Origin of the sequence: Chryseobacterium sp. WG23 (assembly GCF_024586575.1) — a bacterium.
Classification (GTDB): Bacteria; Bacteroidota; Bacteroidia; order Flavobacteriales; family Weeksellaceae; genus Chryseobacterium.
Window position 1 is genome coordinate 220,041 of record NZ_JALCZE010000005.1, and the last position, 16,238, is coordinate 236,278.

Sequence of the window (16,238 nt, forward strand, 5' to 3'; positions counted from 1 at the left end):
TTTACATTTGAAAATGAAAAAAGAGAGAATAAAAATATAAATTTAAAATCTATACTTTGATGTGATCTTATATCTGGCTTTTGATTTCTGCCATTAATTCTTTTCCACCGTTTTCGAGAACTACTTTAGCATACTTTTCTCCAAAATTTTCTGTAGTGTTGTATTCGAAATTTTCATCAACTGCAATACAGTTTTTACCATCCAGAGAACAGAGTGCAGCTTTGAAACGGATCTGATCACCGATGATTTCTGCAAAAGCGCCGATAGGTGCAGTACAGCCGCCCTCCAAAGTGCTTAGGAAATTTCTTTCGATTTCTACGCAGATTTGAGTGGGTGCATGATTGATCTGTTTTAATATCTCATTGATCTCCGGTTTGTCAGAATGTCCGGCTACGGCAATAACGCCTTGTGATGGTGCCGGAATCATTAATGGAAGCATTTCATAATCAATTTCCATTTTCATTCTTTTGATGCCTGCTAAAGATAGAAGGGTAGCATCAAAATTTCCATCTTCAAGCTTTTGAAGACGGGTCTGGATATTTCCACGGATATCCGAAAACTCAGTATCAGGATAATATTTTAGCCAAAATGCCCTTCTTCTTAAGCTGCTTGTGGCCAGTTTAAGCTCATGGAATTCTTTATTTCTTGAAGATTCCTTTCTGATCAGAATATCCTGGGGATAATCTCTTTCCAGATAGCTCACCATCTCAATGTTTTGAGGTAATTGGGTGGGAACATCTTTTAAAGAATGTACGGCAATATCAATTTCGTCATTCAACAGGGCAACATCCAGGTCTCTTGTGAAAACCCCTGTAATTCCTAAAGAATATAATGGCTGATTAAGATTCTTATCACCGGAAGAGACGATAGGAACAATGTCTGTTAAATAATTGCGGTTCTGAAGGTGCCTTGCAACCTCTCTAGCCTGCCAAAGTGCAAGTGCGGAATTTCTGGTTCCAATTCTAATGCTTTTCATTGAATTCGTTGTTTGGTTGTTCAACTAATATTTCGTGCATTAATTTACTAATTTCTTCGGCTTTTAAAGGGTTGTCGATGATATATTTTGCAAAACGGTTGGTGATTTTCTGGATCATTTTGTCAGAAAGTTCCATGTCCGTGATGTTTATGTATTTATTCTTTTTATAAAAATTATGCATTTCATTGCGCTCCATATTCTTTAAAACAGCTTTGAAATGATGAATATTGGGTGCCAGCTTTCTCTTTTTTTCCCATTCAATAAAGTCTTTCATCAGCTCCTTGATAATCTTTTCAGCTTTTGGAATCTCTTTTTCCCGTTGCTGAATAGTTTCCTGGATTTGTTTTGAAAGCTCGTCAACGTCAATTAATGTCACATTTTTATTCTCAGTGACATTTTTTTCAACGTTATGCGGAATAGACAGGTCAATAACCAATGTTTCCCTTCCGTTCGGGAAATGAGATTGGTTGATAATAGGATGTTTTGCTCCCGTGGCCACAATGAGAATATCCGTCTCCTTTAATTCCTTGTCAACATCAGAATAATCAACATGTGGAATATTATATTTCTCAGAAATCTTTTCAGCTTTTTCCTGAGTTCTGTTGGCTATCTTGATTTTAGGCTGGTAAACATGTTTTACTAAATTTTCAACAGTGTTCTGCCCAATTTCCCCCACCCCTAAAAGAAGAATGTTCTTTTCATTAATTCTCTTTTGGCTGTTCAGGATATAGTGAACCGCAGCATAAGATACAGAAGCAGCTCCGTTGGAGATCCCCGTTTCATTTTTTATTCTTTTCGAAATCTGAATAGCAGCATTAATTGCCCTTTCCAGATAAGGATTGGAATTCTGTCTTTCTTTTTTAAAACGGGTATAAGCTTTTTTGATCTGACCTATAATTTCAAAATCCCCGATAATCTGGCTTTCAAGTCCGGCGGCAACTCTGAAAAGGTGTATCAGAGCTTCTTCTTTTGTCAGAATATTGGCAAACTGAAGAAAATCTGTAAGATGTACTCCAATTGTTTTACAATATTCTTCAGCCACTAAAAGATAATTGGAGGAAGTAGTGTAAATCTCAGTCCTGTTACATGTAGAAACCACAAAAGCATCACCAAGATCTTCCTGATGGACCCGGGAAACAAAGTTTTTGATGTTTTCATCAAAGAATGCAAATTTTCCTCTCGTTTCTACATCGGCCTTTTCGTAGCTTATAGAAAGCACGGCAAAATTCGATGTTTGATGGATGTTGGAATACTGTAACATAAGCAGTCGCAAATTTACGCTTTTTTTAATTAACCAACCCCTGATAGTGTATATGATAATTATCGTAAAAAACTATAGAAACCATCCGGAATTTATTGTGCTGAGCAAATTTAGCTGTTTTTAAATCTGCTTTTTACTCATTTTTAACCCATAATTTCCCCTGTTAATTTTGGTTTAACTCAAAGTCTGTAAACATCTAAAGTAAAAGTTAATAAAGAATTATAAATTTTAATAAAATTTTAACCAAATTATGTTGGTGTGAAATTTCTTTAGTAGTGTTAAATTTATATCTTTGTAAACTTAAAATCAGAAGAAATATATGAGTTTATTTGATATGTTTACGCAAGAAATTGCGATAGACCTGGGAACAGCTAATACCCTTATCATCCATAATAATAAGATTGTTATAGATCAGCCGTCAATTGTAGCAATTGAACGTTCTACGGGTAAACCCATTGCTGTTGGTGAACAGGCTAAACATATGCAAGGTAAAACTCATGAGGATATCAAAACAATCCGTCCTTTGAAAGATGGGGTTATTGCTGATTTCCACGCTTCTGAGCATATGATCAAGGAATTTATCAAAAAAATTCCTGGAATTAAAGGTAAATTCATACAGCCTGCATTAAGAATTGTAATCTGTATTCCTTCCGGCATTACTGAAGTTGAAAAGAGAGCGGTAAGAGATTCTGCTCAAAAAGTAAACGCAAAAGAAGTAAGGCTGATCTATGAACCAATGGCAGCCGCAATTGGGGTGGGGATCGACGTACAAAAACCTGAGGGGAACATGATCATTGATATAGGTGGAGGTACTACAGAAATTGCAGTAGTAGCGTTAGGAGGTATCGTATGTGATAAATCTGTGAAAATTGCTGGTGATGTATTTACAAATGATATTGCGTATTACTTAAGAACTCACCATAACCTTTATATTGGCGAAAGAACTGCTGAGAGGATTAAAATTGAAGTAGGGTCTGCAGTAGAGGATCTTGATGTAGATATTGAAGATATTCCGGTACAGGGTAGAGACCTTATTACAGGAAAGCCTAAAGAAATTATGGTTGGATATAAGGAAATTGCACGTGCACTAGACAAATCTATTATCAGAATTGAAGATGCTGTAATGGAAACGCTTTCTCTTACTCCGCCGGAATTGGCTGCTGATATCTACAAAACAGGTATTTATCTTGCTGGAGGAGGAGCGTTACTAAGAGGCCTTGCGGACAGAATTCACAAAAAAACAGGTCTTCCTGTATTTGTGGCTGAAGATCCGTTAAGAGCTGTTGTTCGAGGAACCGGTATTGCCCTTAAGAATATGGATAAGTTCAATTTCTTAATTAAATAATTTTAACTTTTTACGACTATATATCTGAATGGGATTTTTGCTGAGATTATTTTCGAAGAACACCCTTTTCGTCTTCTTTATATTCCTGCAAATTATTGCTTTGGCTTTGATATTCTCCAGAAACGCCATGCAGAGATCCTGGATAGCGGGGCAGACGGCTGCACTGAATTCCTGGGTTTCCGGATATATTGATGAGGGAGTTACCTATCTGAAGCTTAAACAGATCAACGAAGATCTTGTTATTCAGAATAAAGCCCTTATGACCGAACTTTATGGAAAAGAAGGCGGGAAAAATCCTGTTTTCAAAAAAGTTCATGATACCATAGGAGGTGGTCAGATCTATACTTTTGTTGATGGTGAAATTGTTTTTAACAGCATCAACCGTAGAAATAACTATTTTACAATCAACCGCGGCCGCAGAGACGGTGTTTTCCCACAAATGGGGGTGATGGCACCAAGAGGTATTGCGGGAATCGTTATCAATTCTACCGATAACTATGCATTGGTTCAGTCTGTATTAAGTGTAAACAGGATCAGAATTAATGCGGCACTTAAAAATTCCGGATACTTTGGGACGTTAACATGGAACGGAGATAATTCACGAGTGATGCATCTTGCCGATATTCCTAAATATGTAGCGTTGAAAGTGGGAGACAGTGTGATCACAGATGGAAAATCTGCCATCTTCCCGAAAGGGGTTATGATTGGAACTGTTGCCGGTTATTCGGTAGATAATAAGACAGGCTTCTGGGATATCTCGGTGGAGCTTAGTGAAAAAATGGGCGCGTTAAATAAGGTGTTTGTAGTAAAGAATCTTAAAAAGGCTGAAGTGCAGAAGATTCAGGATACTATGCAGGCTGTAATAAAAAAAGAAAATGATTAGCAGGACTTTATTTACAGACATATTGATTATGATCTTCCTGGTTGCATTACAGATATTTGTACTGAACAGGATTACGTTGTTCGGAAAGTATACACCGGTGCTGTATCCTGTGTTTGTTATGTTCTATCCTTTTTTCAGAAATAAATTTCAGTTCCTGGCATTAAGCTTTTTAATTGGGCTGGCCATAGATGGATTTCACTATTCCTGGGGAATCAATGCATTTGCTACCACCCTCATTGCTTATTACAGAACATTGATATTCAGGACTTCCACAGATACTTCCACAGACTTTTTCTCTTTTCAGTCCTTACAATGGGCGCAGTTTTTGCTGTTTTTATTTTCAAGTATATTCCTGCATCAGCTTTTCGTACAGTATATAGAGTTCTTTAAGTTGAGCCGGTTTTTTGAAATATTGTTTAATGTGTTGGTGACTAGTGTAATTTCATTTATATTTATAGTTATTTACGCATTAATATTTAAAATCAAACAAAAAGTTTGAACACACGTTATTTAAAAATCTTTTCCGTCCTTGTTGTTATCGCTCTTATTTTTGTGGCGAGGCTGGCTTATTTGCAGTTATTTACAGATCGTTACGCTCTGAATGCGGCCAATACATCCATTAAAATTGAATATGTTATTCCACAGCGTGGGGTGATTTTTGACAGAAATGGGAAAATCATGGTAGGAAATCAGCCTGCTTATGAGATTTCTTTTACCCAGGGACTAATGAAACCCGATTTTGATACATTAGGCTTTTGCAGCCTGATGAAGATCAGTAAACAAGACTTCATCAATAAAGTCAATATCATTAAAAAAGAAAAATATTATTCCAAGCTGACCCCAATGACATTCATAAAAGACCTCAGCAGAGAAGATATTGCAAGAGTGCAGGAGATTATTTTTAAGTATCCCGCATTTACTATTGTACAGCGACCTCAGCGTCAGTATGAAGTTTCTACTTCCGGAAATCTTTTGGGATATACCAGTGAAGTAAACGAAAGAGATATTAAAAAAGATTCTATTTATTACCTGCCGGGAGACTTTATCGGAAAAACAGGAGTTGAAAAATCTTACGAAAAAGAACTTAGAGGAGTAAAAGGGATGAAATATATCCAAAAAGACATCAGGCTCCGAAATATTGGTTCTTATAAAAACGGGTCTCTGGATAAAGATGTTATTACCGGGAAAGATATTACATTAACTATTGATTATGATCTTCAGAGAACTGCTGAAGAAATGCTCGTTAACAAACATGGAGCCATTGTAGCCATTGACCCTAATAATGGTGAAGTATTAGTGGCTGCAACGGGACCGGATATCGATCCTAATCTTTTCACCGGGCCCAATAAATCAAAAAATTTATACGCTTTATCAAAAGATACACTTTACGAAAATAAACCTACATTCGATCGTTCTTTACAGGCGGGCTATCCTCCGGGATCTACTTTCAAATTATTAACCGCTTTGGCTGCAATGCAGATGGGAGTAATGGATGAAAAAACAGTTTTCCCTTGTGGTGGCGGTTTCTTCTATAAAGGTAAAAGAATTAAGGGCCATGGCGGAGCCGATCCGCTGATTCCTTCTATCCAGGTTTCCAGTAACTGTTTTTTTACCTATGCATTTATTGCCATCATCAAAAAATATCCAGGAAATCCTTCAAAAGGTGTTGATGAATGGAAAAAAATCATGAGCAGCTTTGGAGTGGGAGAGTTTTTAAATAATGATTTTGCGGTGGGTGCAAAAGGGAGAATTCCTTCCGGAGATTTTTATGAGAAGAGATTTAAAGCCATCATGAAAGCGAGCGGTTCCAAGAGAACCGATTTTAAAAACTGGGATGAGATGTCCACTGGAGCCATTTATAACGGGATGGGGCAGGGAGATGTATTGGTAACGCCAATTCAGTTGGCCAATTATGTTGCTGCTATTGCTAATAAAGGCTGGTATTATACTCCGCATATTGTAAAAGCAATTGATGGCAAAGCCAATCCTGATAAAAGATTCAAGGTTAAACATAAAACCCTTGTAGATCCCAAGCATTTTGAACCTGTCTTAAAAGGGATGGAAGCGGTGGTCTTAAGAGGAACGGCAAGAAGCTTGAAATCAAATGATTTCACCCAGCTGGCCAAAACAGGTACAGCACAGGTTCCGCAAGGAAAAGATAACTCTATCTTTGTACTTATTGCTCCTGCTGATAAACCTAAAATTGTAGTAGTGGCAGTAATGGAACATGCTGGGTTCGGAGCAACCTGGGCCGGGCCGGCTTGTACCGTAATTGCTGAAAAATATATTACCGGTGATCTGAAGAGAGATAATCTCTATAAAAAAATGATCGGCGCAAGCTTTATGCCTGAGTATAAAAGGCAGTGGGTAGCAGACCTTAAACGTAAAGGCTGGTATGTAGATCCTAAACCGGACTCTATTAAGCGTAAAAAAATGCAGGACAGTCTGGAGCTTGTGAAGCAACAGAAAGCGAAACTAAAAAAGAAAATAGAAGAAGAAACTAAAAAAACCAAATCTGCAAAGCCATGAAATGGACAGAAGGAATAGATAAACTTGGACTTGGGCTGTATTTCCTGCTTTGCATTTTTGCCATTGCCAATATTTACAGTGTAGACCAAAAACTGGGTGAAAAACAGTTGGTTTTTTTCTGCATCTCTTTATTTGTGGGGCTGATGATATTCTTTAGCAGAAGTAAATTCTTTGAGAATATGGCCGGTATTATTTATATTGGCGGGGTTCTCCTGCTGATAGGGCTTTTTCCTTTTGGAAAAGAAATTCTCGGGCAGAAGAACTGGTATAAATTCGGAAGCTTTACCATGCAGCCTGTGGAATTTGCCAAGATTGGTACCGCGCTGATGCTTGCCAATTATGTTTCAGGACCTGATTTTAATCTGAAAAATAAAAAATCCTTGTGGACTACCCTGGCTATTATAGGAATTCCTGCGGCGGTAGTACTTGCTATTCCGGATGTAGGATCTATGCTGGTGTTCATTGCGTTTTTTATTGCTTTATACAGAGAAGGTTTAAGCGGGCTTTTATTTGGGATAGGATTTATGTTTGCAGGAGTTTTCCTGGTTTCATTAGCCATACCTCCGGTGTATGTGGCCGCTGCAATTGTATTGATTGCCGGGGTGCTAATCGCGATGAATTATCACAGAATGTCCTGGGATGTGATCTCCATTTCCGGAATAGCCGGATCTATCCTTTTGTTGTGTGGATTAGCTTTCGGTTCTCCTTACATTTTAGAGAAACTTCCAAAACACCAGAGAGAAAGAATTGAGGTTCTTTATAAAGGTGAAAAAGCATTTAGAGATACTTCAGGGTATAATTTATTATACTCCAAAACAGCTATCGGATCAGGAGGACTTTTAGGAAAAGGATATCGTGAAGGATCTGTTACTCAGGGTAAGTTTGTCCCAGAACAGGAAACCGATTATATCTTCTGTACCGTAGGTGAAGAATGGGGATTTGTAGGAAGTGCAGTGTTGATTTTGTGTTATATGGTATATATAGGACGGATCTACTATCTTGCAGAGCAGCAGAAATCCACTTTTAACCGTGTGTTTGGGTATTGCTTTGCTTCCATTCTTCTGATGCACTTTTCAATCAATTTAGGAATGGTTATGGGGCTTTTTCCAACAGTAGGGATTCCTCTTCCGTACTTTAGTTATGGAGGGAGTTCTTTGCTTGCCTTTTCTATGATGACTTTTATTTTCTTTAAACTTAATTATTCAGATAAGAACAGTTTGGTGTAGACGGAGGATTAAAAAATGTTCTGTTTACTTTCTTTTTATATCCATGAAAAAAATCGTGGCCGGAAAGTTGATTCCCGAAAAATTATTACAACATATGAAAGAGGCTTATATTGTAGATCAGAATTTTGAAAATACAGACTTTACACAGTTTCCTTTAGAAAAAGGGGAATATGAGAACTGTGCATTCAGGAACTGCAATTTTGAATATGCAGGGCTGTCAGCATTTAGTTTTACAGACTGTGAATTTATAGGATGCAACCTGAGTATGGCAAAGCTTATTAAAACTGCTTTCCGTGAAGTTATTTTTAAAGAGTGCAAGATGTTCGGGCTTCAGTTTAATGACTGTAATGAATTTGGACTATCCTTCACCTTTGACGGCTGCTCGCTGAACAATTCCGTATTTTATCAGACATCGGTTAAGAAAACCGTCTTTAAAAACTCCAGGCTGATTGAAGTTGATTTTGCAGAATGCGACCTGTCCAATGCGGTCTTCAGTCATTGCGATTTGTCGGGTGCTGTTTTCGATAATACAAACCTTGAAAAAGCAGATTTAAGAACATCGGTCAACTATTCTATAGATCCTGCTTTAAATAAGCTTAAAAAGGCCAGATTTTCACTGTCTGAAGTTTACGGACTCCTGTATAAACTGGATATAGAAATAGACAGAACCAACTAACACCTGGCGAATGGATGCCAGGAAACAGAAATAGTTCCGTATTTTTTGCGCTTAAACTACAGAATTTGGCTTTATTAACTTTTTTAAGCCTGTTACCTATTTTAATTACATGACTGCTAAAACTGATCAGATATTCCCTCCTTCAGCTTCTGGGCTTGTCTTTGTTTGCTTTATCCCGAATTCAGGTTAAATAATTAAGCTTAGTAGAATGGTTAATGGTTTGTTATTCAGCAGATTAATTTGTTTTTCAATTGTTGCATTGCTTGATTTTGTATCTTTATCATTACTGAGATGGCAAATTCTTTATACTATTGTAGACGAACATAAAAAACGCAAATAATAAATACAAATGAAGAAAACTTTAATTATACTACTGTTGATGGCGAAAGCTTATGGGCAACAAAAAAGTTTTGTACCTATTGCCAAAACAGATGACGAAAGTACTATAATAGCAAAAGCAGCCAATGTTGTGCCTTCTCCCAGGCAAATGCGATGGCAGGCTCTGGAACTTACGGCATTTTTCCATTTTGGAATCAACACCTTTACCAATCAAGAGTGGGGAGACGGAAAGGAAGATATATCCAAATTCAATCCCCAATTGCTGGATGCAGAACAATGGGTTAAAGCCATAAAAGAAGCAGGTTTTAAACAAGCTATAATCACAGCTAAGCACCATGACGGTTTTTGCTTATGGCCGAGTAAATTTACTGAGCATAGTATAAAAAATACACCTTATAAAAATGGCAAAGGGGATATTGTAAGAGAGGTTGCAAATGCCTGTAAGAAATATAAAATCGGATTTGGAGTGTATCTGTCTCCGTGGGATCGCAATAATCCCTCTTACGGATCAGAAGCATATAATACTTATTTTGTAAACCAGTTAACAGAATTGTTAACCCAATACGGTAAGGTAGACGAGGTGTGGTTTGATGGAGCCAATGGAGAAGGTCCAAATGGTAAAAAACAAATCTATGATTTTGATGCCTGGTATGCTTTAATTAGAAAGCTTCAGCCTCAGGCGGTTATTGCTGTTCAGGGACCGGACGTACGGTGGGTTGGGACTGAAAGCGGTGTTGGCCGTGAAACAGAATGGAGTGTATTGCCAACCTCTGAAAAGGATCAGGAAAAAATTGCTTCTTTATCACAGAAAGAAGTAAATGTCATTCCAGCATTATCAGGTTCTTATGAAGACCAGGATCGGGGTAGCAGGGCTAAGTTGATTAATGCAACAGGCTTGGTCTGGTACCCTGCAGAAACAGATGTAAGTATCCGTCCGGGATGGTTTTACCATATTAATGAAGATGCTAAAGTAAAAACGCCCAAACAGTTGATGGAAATTTATTTTACTTCAGTGGGGAGAAATGGTGTTTTACTTTTAAATATTCCACCAAATACCAATGGAATGATAGCAAGCAATGATGTCAAAAGTCTGGCTGCTTTTGGTAAGGAAATGAAAAATATATTTTCAAATAATATAGCAAAAGCGGCTACTGTGAAGGCTACTTCTGGTAAGGAGCTAAAGGCCATGTTTGATGGCAGATTGAGTACCTATTTTACGACTCCTGAACGAGAGACAACTACAACCATTGAATTAAACTGGCCTAAAGATGTCCGCTTTAATGTATTGTCGTTACAGGAAAATATTGCAGTTGGACAACGCATAGAAAAATTTGAATTAGCATACTTCGACGGCAAGCAATGGATTAATTTCACCTCTGGTACTACTGTTGGTTATAAGCGATTATTAAAATTTGATACGATTACCGCAAAGAAAGTGAGATTCAAAATTTTATCTTCAAGATTGAACCCAACACTTGCAGAGTTTGGATTGTACCTTTGGGATGAAAGTAAATAAAACTGAGTTCTTCCTGGAAATATCCATTTTTGAATGCTAAATAGATTACCACCGGCTTTTGAAGGTTGAATGTATTTCCGCAATAATATTCCTTTCCCATGAAGGGATGAATTTCAGAAAGAGCTAAAATAAAAAAGCCATCAGATTCTGATGGCTTCATTATTTAAATCAATTATTTATAAAATTAAAAATTTGCTGGTGTAGCTGGAGTAATTGCCGCTAAGTTATTATAAGCTTCTCCTTCTTCGTTGATTACTCTTTTTGCGAATCTGAATTTAGGTCCCCAGTAAGAATCATTAAGTGAAGAGATCATCACTCCTTTTGATGTTGCTGCATGGATAAATTTAATTTCACCCTCTTCAGAAACACTTTCTACAATACCTACGTGAGAGATTCTTCTTCCATGAGAAAAGAAAATAAGATCTCCTTTCTGTAAGTTACCTTTTTCAATTCTTTCTCCTTCCTGAGCCTGAGAAGCTGCTACTCTAGGTAAACTAAGACCTGCTGCTGCTCCGAAAACGGAAAGAACGAAAGCTGAACAATCAATACCGTTTCTTGTTGTTCCTCCATATCTGTAAGGAGTTCCCAAGTACGTTTCTGCCTCTTCCAGGATACCGTCAATTGTTTTGTTGTACTTCACAACTTTTGCAATCTCAGAATTCTTAATAGCTTTTTTAGCATTAGCTATGGTTGCAGCCTTTTCAGAAAGAAAAGAATCGATAAGTTTTTGCTTATCCTGCTCCATTTTTTTGCTGTCTATAGAGGCTAGTTTGGCATCTGTTTTGTATTCTTTAGTGTAAGTAGCTGGTTTTGAAACCACATAATTGGTAGCACACGATTGCATTGATACTGTAGTAACTAAAGCAACTAAATAAAACAAAACTCTTTTCTTCATATATATTTGATTATCCGTGTTAAAAAGGAATATTTATTTTCAAAAGCATTACAAAAGTAGAGATTCCGAATAAAAGACCCCTGATATGATAATTGTCAGGATCTTATTTTAACACTATTTAACATATTAATTACATATGTTAAAGAAAAATAAACCGCAACTGCCTATTTTTGGCGAGTGTGCGGTTTTTTTTATTATGATTCTTTAACAAACGCTATCGATTTTCTTCTATAAATCAGGTTTTGTAATTTAAAACTCTAATTTTCCTGTTGTTAATAAAAACCAAAAAATTCCCCGGAAAACCGAGGAATTTAAACTAATATGGAACTTTACAGATGTTATTTTGTAAACAACATTTCTCTGTATTTTGTCATTGGCCAAAGCTCATCGTCTACCATCATTTCAAGATCATCAGAAGCTTCTCTGATAACATCAAATAAAGGAATTACTTTAGTACAGTAAGATTCTGCCTGCTTTTGGCTATTGGGTACAGCTTTCGCTGCTTCTCTTGCTTTAATAAGATCTTCTACGCCAAGTTTAATTTTGGAAACATTTTCAGAGATATTCGTGATCAGGCTCATTTGCTCTTTCGCCAGTGTTTTGAATTCTTTATCTCCAAAGATGTCTTTCAGCCCTTTCACGTTTTCAATTAATCGGTTCTGATATTTTAAGGCAGAAGGAATGATGTGGTTTCTTGCGATATCACTTAAAACTCTTGCTTCAATATCAATTACCGTAGAATATTTTTCTAATTTGATTTCGTTTCTTGCTTCAACCTCTCTGTGAGTAAATACTCCGATTTCTTCGTAAAGGCTAACAAATTTTTTATCCATTTCCTGTTTAAGAGCTTCAGGAGTTGTTTTTAAGTTATTTAAACCTCTCTTTTTAGCTTCTTTAGCCCAATCATCAGAATATCCGTCACCTTCAAACATAATGCTCTTGCACTGCTTGATGTATTCTCTCAATACATTGAAGATTGCTTCATCTTTTTTAAGGCCTGTCTCAATAAGAGCATCCACTTCTTTTTTGAAATCGATTAATTGCTTTGCAGCGATTGTGTTCATTACCGTCATAGACTCTGCACAGTTAGCAGAAGATCCTACTGCTCTGATCTCAAATTTATTTCCTGTAAATGCAAACGGAGAAGTTCTGTTTCTGTCCGTATTATCTAACAGGATTTCTGGAATTTTTCCAACTACATTTAATTTAAGATCTGTTTTTTCGTCCGGAGAAAGTTTTCCTTCCGTTACTTTTTCAAGTTCTTCCAGTACTCTGAACAGCTGGCTTCCGATGAATACGGAAATAATTGCCGGCGGAGCTTCGTTGGCACCTAATCTGTGGTCGTTGCTTGCAGAAGCAATGCTTGCTCTTAAAAGGTCAGCGTATTCATACACTGCTTTGATTGTATTCACGAAGAATGTTAGGAACTGTAAATTTTTCTTAGGGTTTTTTCCCGGGCTTAGAAGGTTTTCGCCTGTATCCGTTGCTAAAGACCAGTTGTTGTGCTTACCGCTTCCGTTTACTCCGGCAAATGGCTTTTCGTGGAATAAAATATGGAAATGGTGCTTGTGAGCAATTCTCGCCATGATGTCCATCAATAAAGAGTTGTGGTCTACGGCAACGTTTACTTCTTCAAACATGGGAGCCAGCTCAAATTGGTTAGGAGCAACCTCGTTGTGTCTTGTCGTTACAGGAATACCCAGTTTCATACATTCAATTTCCAACTCTTTCATGAAATTCATTACTCTTGTTGGGATAGAACCGAAATAGTGGTCATCCAGTTGTTGTCCTTTCGCCGGAGAATGTCCCAGCAATGTTTTACCTGTCAATACAAGGTCCGGACGTGACTGATATAAAGCTGAATCTACAAGGAAGTACTCCTGTTCCCAACCCAGGGTAGGGGTTACCTTTGTAACATTCTTGTCAAAATACTGCATGACGTTGGTTGCTGCTTCATCCACAGCATTCAAAGCTCTCAAAAGAGGAGCTTTATAATCTAACGTTTCTCCTGTATAAGAAATGAAGATGGATGGAATACATAATGTAGTTCCCATGATGAAAGCAGGAGAAGTAGGGTCCCAGGCTGTATAGCCTCTTGCCTCAAAAGTATTTCTGATACCTCCGTTAGGGAATGAAGATGCATCCGGCTCCTGTTGGATCAATAGATTTCCGCTGAATCTTTCGATAGCTCTCCCTCCTTCGATAGGCGTGAAGAAAGAGTCGTGCTTTTCAGCAGTGGTTCCTGTTAAAGGCTGAAACCAGTGTGTATAATGGGTTACCCCTTTGCTCATAGCCCAGTCTTTCATTGCTACAGCTACCTGGTCAGCAATATGTCTCTGGATTTTAGTTCCTTTTTTTACAGCATCCATAATAGAGTTGAATGCTTCTTTTGTTAAATATTCTCTCATGGTCTCTTCCGAGAAAACATTGGTACAGAATAATTCTGACAGTTTTGCAGGAACCTCAACAGAATTATCTTTTCTGAAGTCCTTAAATGGTAGGGTTTCTAATGCTTTGAATCTTAAGGTTGACATATTAGGGTGATTTTTACAGGGCAAATTTACAAAAAAAATGAAATGAAATCATTTTAACCCTAAAAAAATTAGGGGTGTTTTGAGAAATTATATAATTTAAACAATGGTTTAACGTTTTTGTAAGGGGGTGAAAAGATATCCAATGCTTAAAAATTTAATGTCTAAAACGCTTTTTAAGGCTCAAATACTGTAAAAATACGCTGTATGAGGAATGTCTTATAAGATACAGTATTATATGGATTAAACGACTTGTTAAAAGATAGTTAAAATAAAATGGACAAAGATTTTGTATATTTGTGTGAAATTTATTTTATGACAAATTCTAGAGCAAGAGAAACAACAGAGGCTATTGAAAGATTATATATTTCTATGAGACACTTATTTTATAGAGGATTTTTCAAGCCAGGAGGAGTTTCAGGAGAAAGCATTAGAAGCTTGTTGAAAACAATCAATCCAGAGATTTATGGTACCATGAATATTCCAAATAAATTGGAGCTTGATGGTTTGATGTATGTTTTAGACAGGCTTCCTGAAGGGATTGAGGAATGTGCTTTTATTCATCTTACATCTGATGAAGGGTTTGATAAAGGAAGTTTCGAACCTATTGTTCCTAAGAAAAGAAGAAGAAACTGTTATAGAATAGACGAACACCAGATGAATATTGAGGTTCTTTTGGGCCGTTCCGAAATTTATGACATTCTTACCCACCTTACCTTCTTATTTATAGAAGCTGATAAAATCCGTAATCTGGCTTTCATCCAGGATGAAAACTGGAAACCGACCCGCGCCTTTAAAATTATTGAAGAGGTAGTGAAAGGGGAAAAGAAATTCAGCAGAAGAGAAAAAGAGGTGGCTATTATTCATCTGTCATCTTTAATAGGAAGAACTTTTGATGAGACGTTGAGAGCTTACAACACCTTTGGGGATGATCATAATCCTGACCGTTTGTTCAAAATCATTTACAACTTAGGAAAAGTAAGTCTTGAAGATGCAAAACAGACCAGAGAGAGAGAAATTCATTTCAGTGCTATATTAAAGGAAAGAGTGGGACATCACTACTTTGGAGAGAAATGGGCTAATAAAGTGAAGGAGGTTTTATTTGAAAATAATCTTCATATGCGTCCGTTACATATTATTTCTGCCAATATGCATTCGGTGAAAAATATGCTGTACGGTAATGAAGCTCTTAAGAAGAAACATCATCATGATGTGGACTATAAAATGTATGAAGAGATTTCAAACAAAAAAGAACTTCGTGATAAAGTATCAAAATATGCTTTAGATGAAGGGATGATTCATATTGCTGATAAAAGCGGAAGTAATATCGATGTTCAGATCATTGACCTTAGCAAAACAAATCTAAAGAATACTCCTTTCGGTGATATCAAGTTTGGCGGTGATGATGTAGTAATGGTATTTGATTATGCTTTCGGAGAGCAGGCTTTTGAGGTGATGGACGAGCTACTGAGACCTTTCGAACATAAAGGAGAAGTTTATATGATGCATGTGAGATCTGTTTCCATTATGGGTAAAGCCGGAATTCTTACAGGAGAAAAAGGAGATATTATGATCCCTACCTCTCATATCTTTGAAGGAACAGCAGATAATTATCCTTTTGGAAATGCATTAAAGCTTGACGATTTCCACGATGAAGAGCTAAAAGCATTTGAAGGACCTATGATTACTGTTTTAGGAACATCACTTCAAAACAGGGATATCCTTTCTTATTTTATGAATACTTCATGGAAGGCAATTGGTCTTGAAATGGAAGGAGCACATTACCAGAAGGCCATTCAGGTAGCATCGAAGATCAGGAATCATATTGCACCGGATCTGTTTGTATGTTATGCTTATTACGCTTCGGATAATCCTTTGGAAACAGGAAGTACATTGTCATCGGGAGGGTTGGGGCTTACAGGAGTGAAACCTACTTATCTGATTACCTTAAGAATCCTTGAAAAGATTTTAAAAAGTGGGAAAAAAGAAGTTGTAGCTAAGAAATAGCTTTGATTTCCTATTGTAATATAAGCCTCAGATGTCAAGATATCTGAGGCTTTT

Annotated in this window: 12 protein-coding genes; 8 read left to right on the top strand and 4 right to left on the bottom strand. The window is 37.0% G+C overall.

Annotated elements, in window-relative coordinates; all coding sequences use genetic code 11:
* Positions 1 to 67: 67 nt before the first annotated feature.
* Entirely contained in the window at positions 68 to 976 is a 909-nt protein-coding gene (hemC, locus tag MP477_RS09765) for a hydroxymethylbilane synthase (RefSeq protein ID WP_257190274.1), read from the bottom strand.
* The gene (gene hemA, locus MP477_RS09770; RefSeq protein WP_230033537.1) at positions 963 to 2,237 is read right to left on the bottom strand and encodes a glutamyl-tRNA reductase; all 1,275 of its coding nucleotides are present in this window, start codon (positions 2,235 to 2,237) and stop codon (positions 963 to 965) included. Before hemA ends, hemC begins: the two co-directional genes overlap by 14 nt.
* Before the next feature lie 319 nt (positions 2,238 to 2,556).
* Between hemA and MP477_RS09775 the strand changes: the two genes are divergently transcribed.
* The 7 genes from MP477_RS09775 to MP477_RS09805 all read left to right on the top strand — a co-directional run bounded on the left by MP477_RS09775 (position 2,557) and on the right by MP477_RS09805 (position 10,751).
* A complete protein-coding gene (locus tag MP477_RS09775) occupies positions 2,557 to 3,582 on the top strand; it encodes a rod shape-determining protein (RefSeq protein WP_045491741.1) in 1,026 nt (341 codons plus the stop codon).
* A 28-nt stretch (positions 3,583 to 3,610) separates the two neighbouring features.
* Entirely contained in the window at positions 3,611 to 4,465 is an 855-nt protein-coding gene (mreC, locus tag MP477_RS09780; RefSeq protein WP_257190275.1) for a rod shape-determining protein MreC, read from the top strand.
* A complete protein-coding gene (locus MP477_RS09785; protein WP_230033541.1) occupies positions 4,458 to 4,964 on the top strand; it encodes a rod shape-determining protein MreD in 507 nt (168 codons plus the stop codon). The genes mreC and MP477_RS09785 overlap by 8 nt, the downstream gene beginning before the upstream one ends.
* Positions 4,961 to 6,994 (top strand): penicillin-binding transpeptidase domain-containing protein, encoded by a 2,034-nt coding sequence (locus MP477_RS09790; RefSeq protein WP_257190276.1) that lies wholly within the window; start codon positions 4,961 to 4,963, stop codon positions 6,992 to 6,994. Before MP477_RS09785 ends, MP477_RS09790 begins: the two co-directional genes overlap by 4 nt.
* Entirely contained in the window at positions 6,991 to 8,220 is a 1,230-nt protein-coding gene (gene rodA / locus MP477_RS09795) for a rod shape-determining protein RodA (RefSeq protein ID WP_230033544.1), read from the top strand. The genes MP477_RS09790 and rodA overlap by 4 nt, the downstream gene beginning before the upstream one ends.
* Positions 8,221 to 8,263: 43 nt before the next feature.
* Complete coding sequence (locus MP477_RS09800; RefSeq protein ID WP_257190277.1) at positions 8,264 to 8,896, top strand: pentapeptide repeat-containing protein; 633 nt, start codon at positions 8,264 to 8,266, stop codon at positions 8,894 to 8,896.
* Positions 8,897 to 9,245: 349 nt separating this feature from the next.
* Complete coding sequence (locus MP477_RS09805; RefSeq protein WP_257190278.1) at positions 9,246 to 10,751, top strand: alpha-L-fucosidase; 1,506 nt, start codon at positions 9,246 to 9,248, stop codon at positions 10,749 to 10,751.
* A gap of 184 nt (positions 10,752 to 10,935) precedes the next feature.
* On the opposite strand, the gene MP477_RS09810 is transcribed toward MP477_RS09805, so the two are convergent.
* Complete coding sequence (locus MP477_RS09810; protein ID WP_257190279.1) at positions 10,936 to 11,646, bottom strand: C40 family peptidase; 711 nt, start codon at positions 11,644 to 11,646, stop codon at positions 10,936 to 10,938.
* Positions 11,647 to 11,984: 338 nt separating this feature from the next.
* Positions 11,985 to 14,180 (bottom strand): glutamine synthetase III, encoded by a 2,196-nt coding sequence (locus MP477_RS09815; RefSeq protein WP_230033552.1) that lies wholly within the window; start codon positions 14,178 to 14,180, stop codon positions 11,985 to 11,987.
* Between the two features lie 312 nt (positions 14,181 to 14,492).
* On the opposite strand from MP477_RS09815, the gene MP477_RS09820 reads away from it, so the two are divergent.
* Positions 14,493 to 16,184: a hypothetical protein gene (locus MP477_RS09820; RefSeq protein ID WP_257190280.1), complete on the top strand. Its 1,692-nt coding sequence runs from the start codon at positions 14,493 to 14,495 to the stop codon at positions 16,182 to 16,184.
* Positions 16,185 to 16,238: the final 54 nt, after the last annotated feature.

Excerpts from the sequence above, each read along its gene's own strand:
- hemC (WP_257190274.1), bottom strand. The coding sequence starts at position 976 with ATGAAAAGCATTAGAATTGGAACCAGAAATTCCGCACTTGCACTTTGG.
- hemA (WP_230033537.1), bottom strand. The coding sequence starts at position 2,237 with ATGTTACAGTATTCCAACATCCATCAAACATCGAATTTTGCCGTGCTT.
- MP477_RS09775 (WP_045491741.1), top strand. The coding sequence starts at position 2,557 with ATGAGTTTATTTGATATGTTTACGCAAGAAATTGCGATAGACCTGGGA.
- mreC (WP_257190275.1), top strand. The coding sequence starts at position 3,611 with ATGGGATTTTTGCTGAGATTATTTTCGAAGAACACCCTTTTCGTCTTC.
- MP477_RS09785 (WP_230033541.1), top strand. The coding sequence starts at position 4,458 with ATGATTAGCAGGACTTTATTTACAGACATATTGATTATGATCTTCCTG.
- rodA (WP_230033544.1), top strand. The coding sequence starts at position 6,991 with ATGAAATGGACAGAAGGAATAGATAAACTTGGACTTGGGCTGTATTTC.
- MP477_RS09800 (WP_257190277.1), top strand. The coding sequence starts at position 8,264 with ATGAAAAAAATCGTGGCCGGAAAGTTGATTCCCGAAAAATTATTACAA.
- MP477_RS09805 (WP_257190278.1), top strand. The coding sequence starts at position 9,246 with ATGAAGAAAACTTTAATTATACTACTGTTGATGGCGAAAGCTTATGGG.
- MP477_RS09810 (WP_257190279.1), bottom strand. The coding sequence starts at position 11,646 with ATGAAGAAAAGAGTTTTGTTTTATTTAGTTGCTTTAGTTACTACAGTA.
- MP477_RS09815 (WP_230033552.1), bottom strand. The coding sequence starts at position 14,180 with ATGTCAACCTTAAGATTCAAAGCATTAGAAACCCTACCATTTAAGGAC.
- MP477_RS09820 (WP_257190280.1), top strand. The coding sequence starts at position 14,493 with ATGACAAATTCTAGAGCAAGAGAAACAACAGAGGCTATTGAAAGATTA.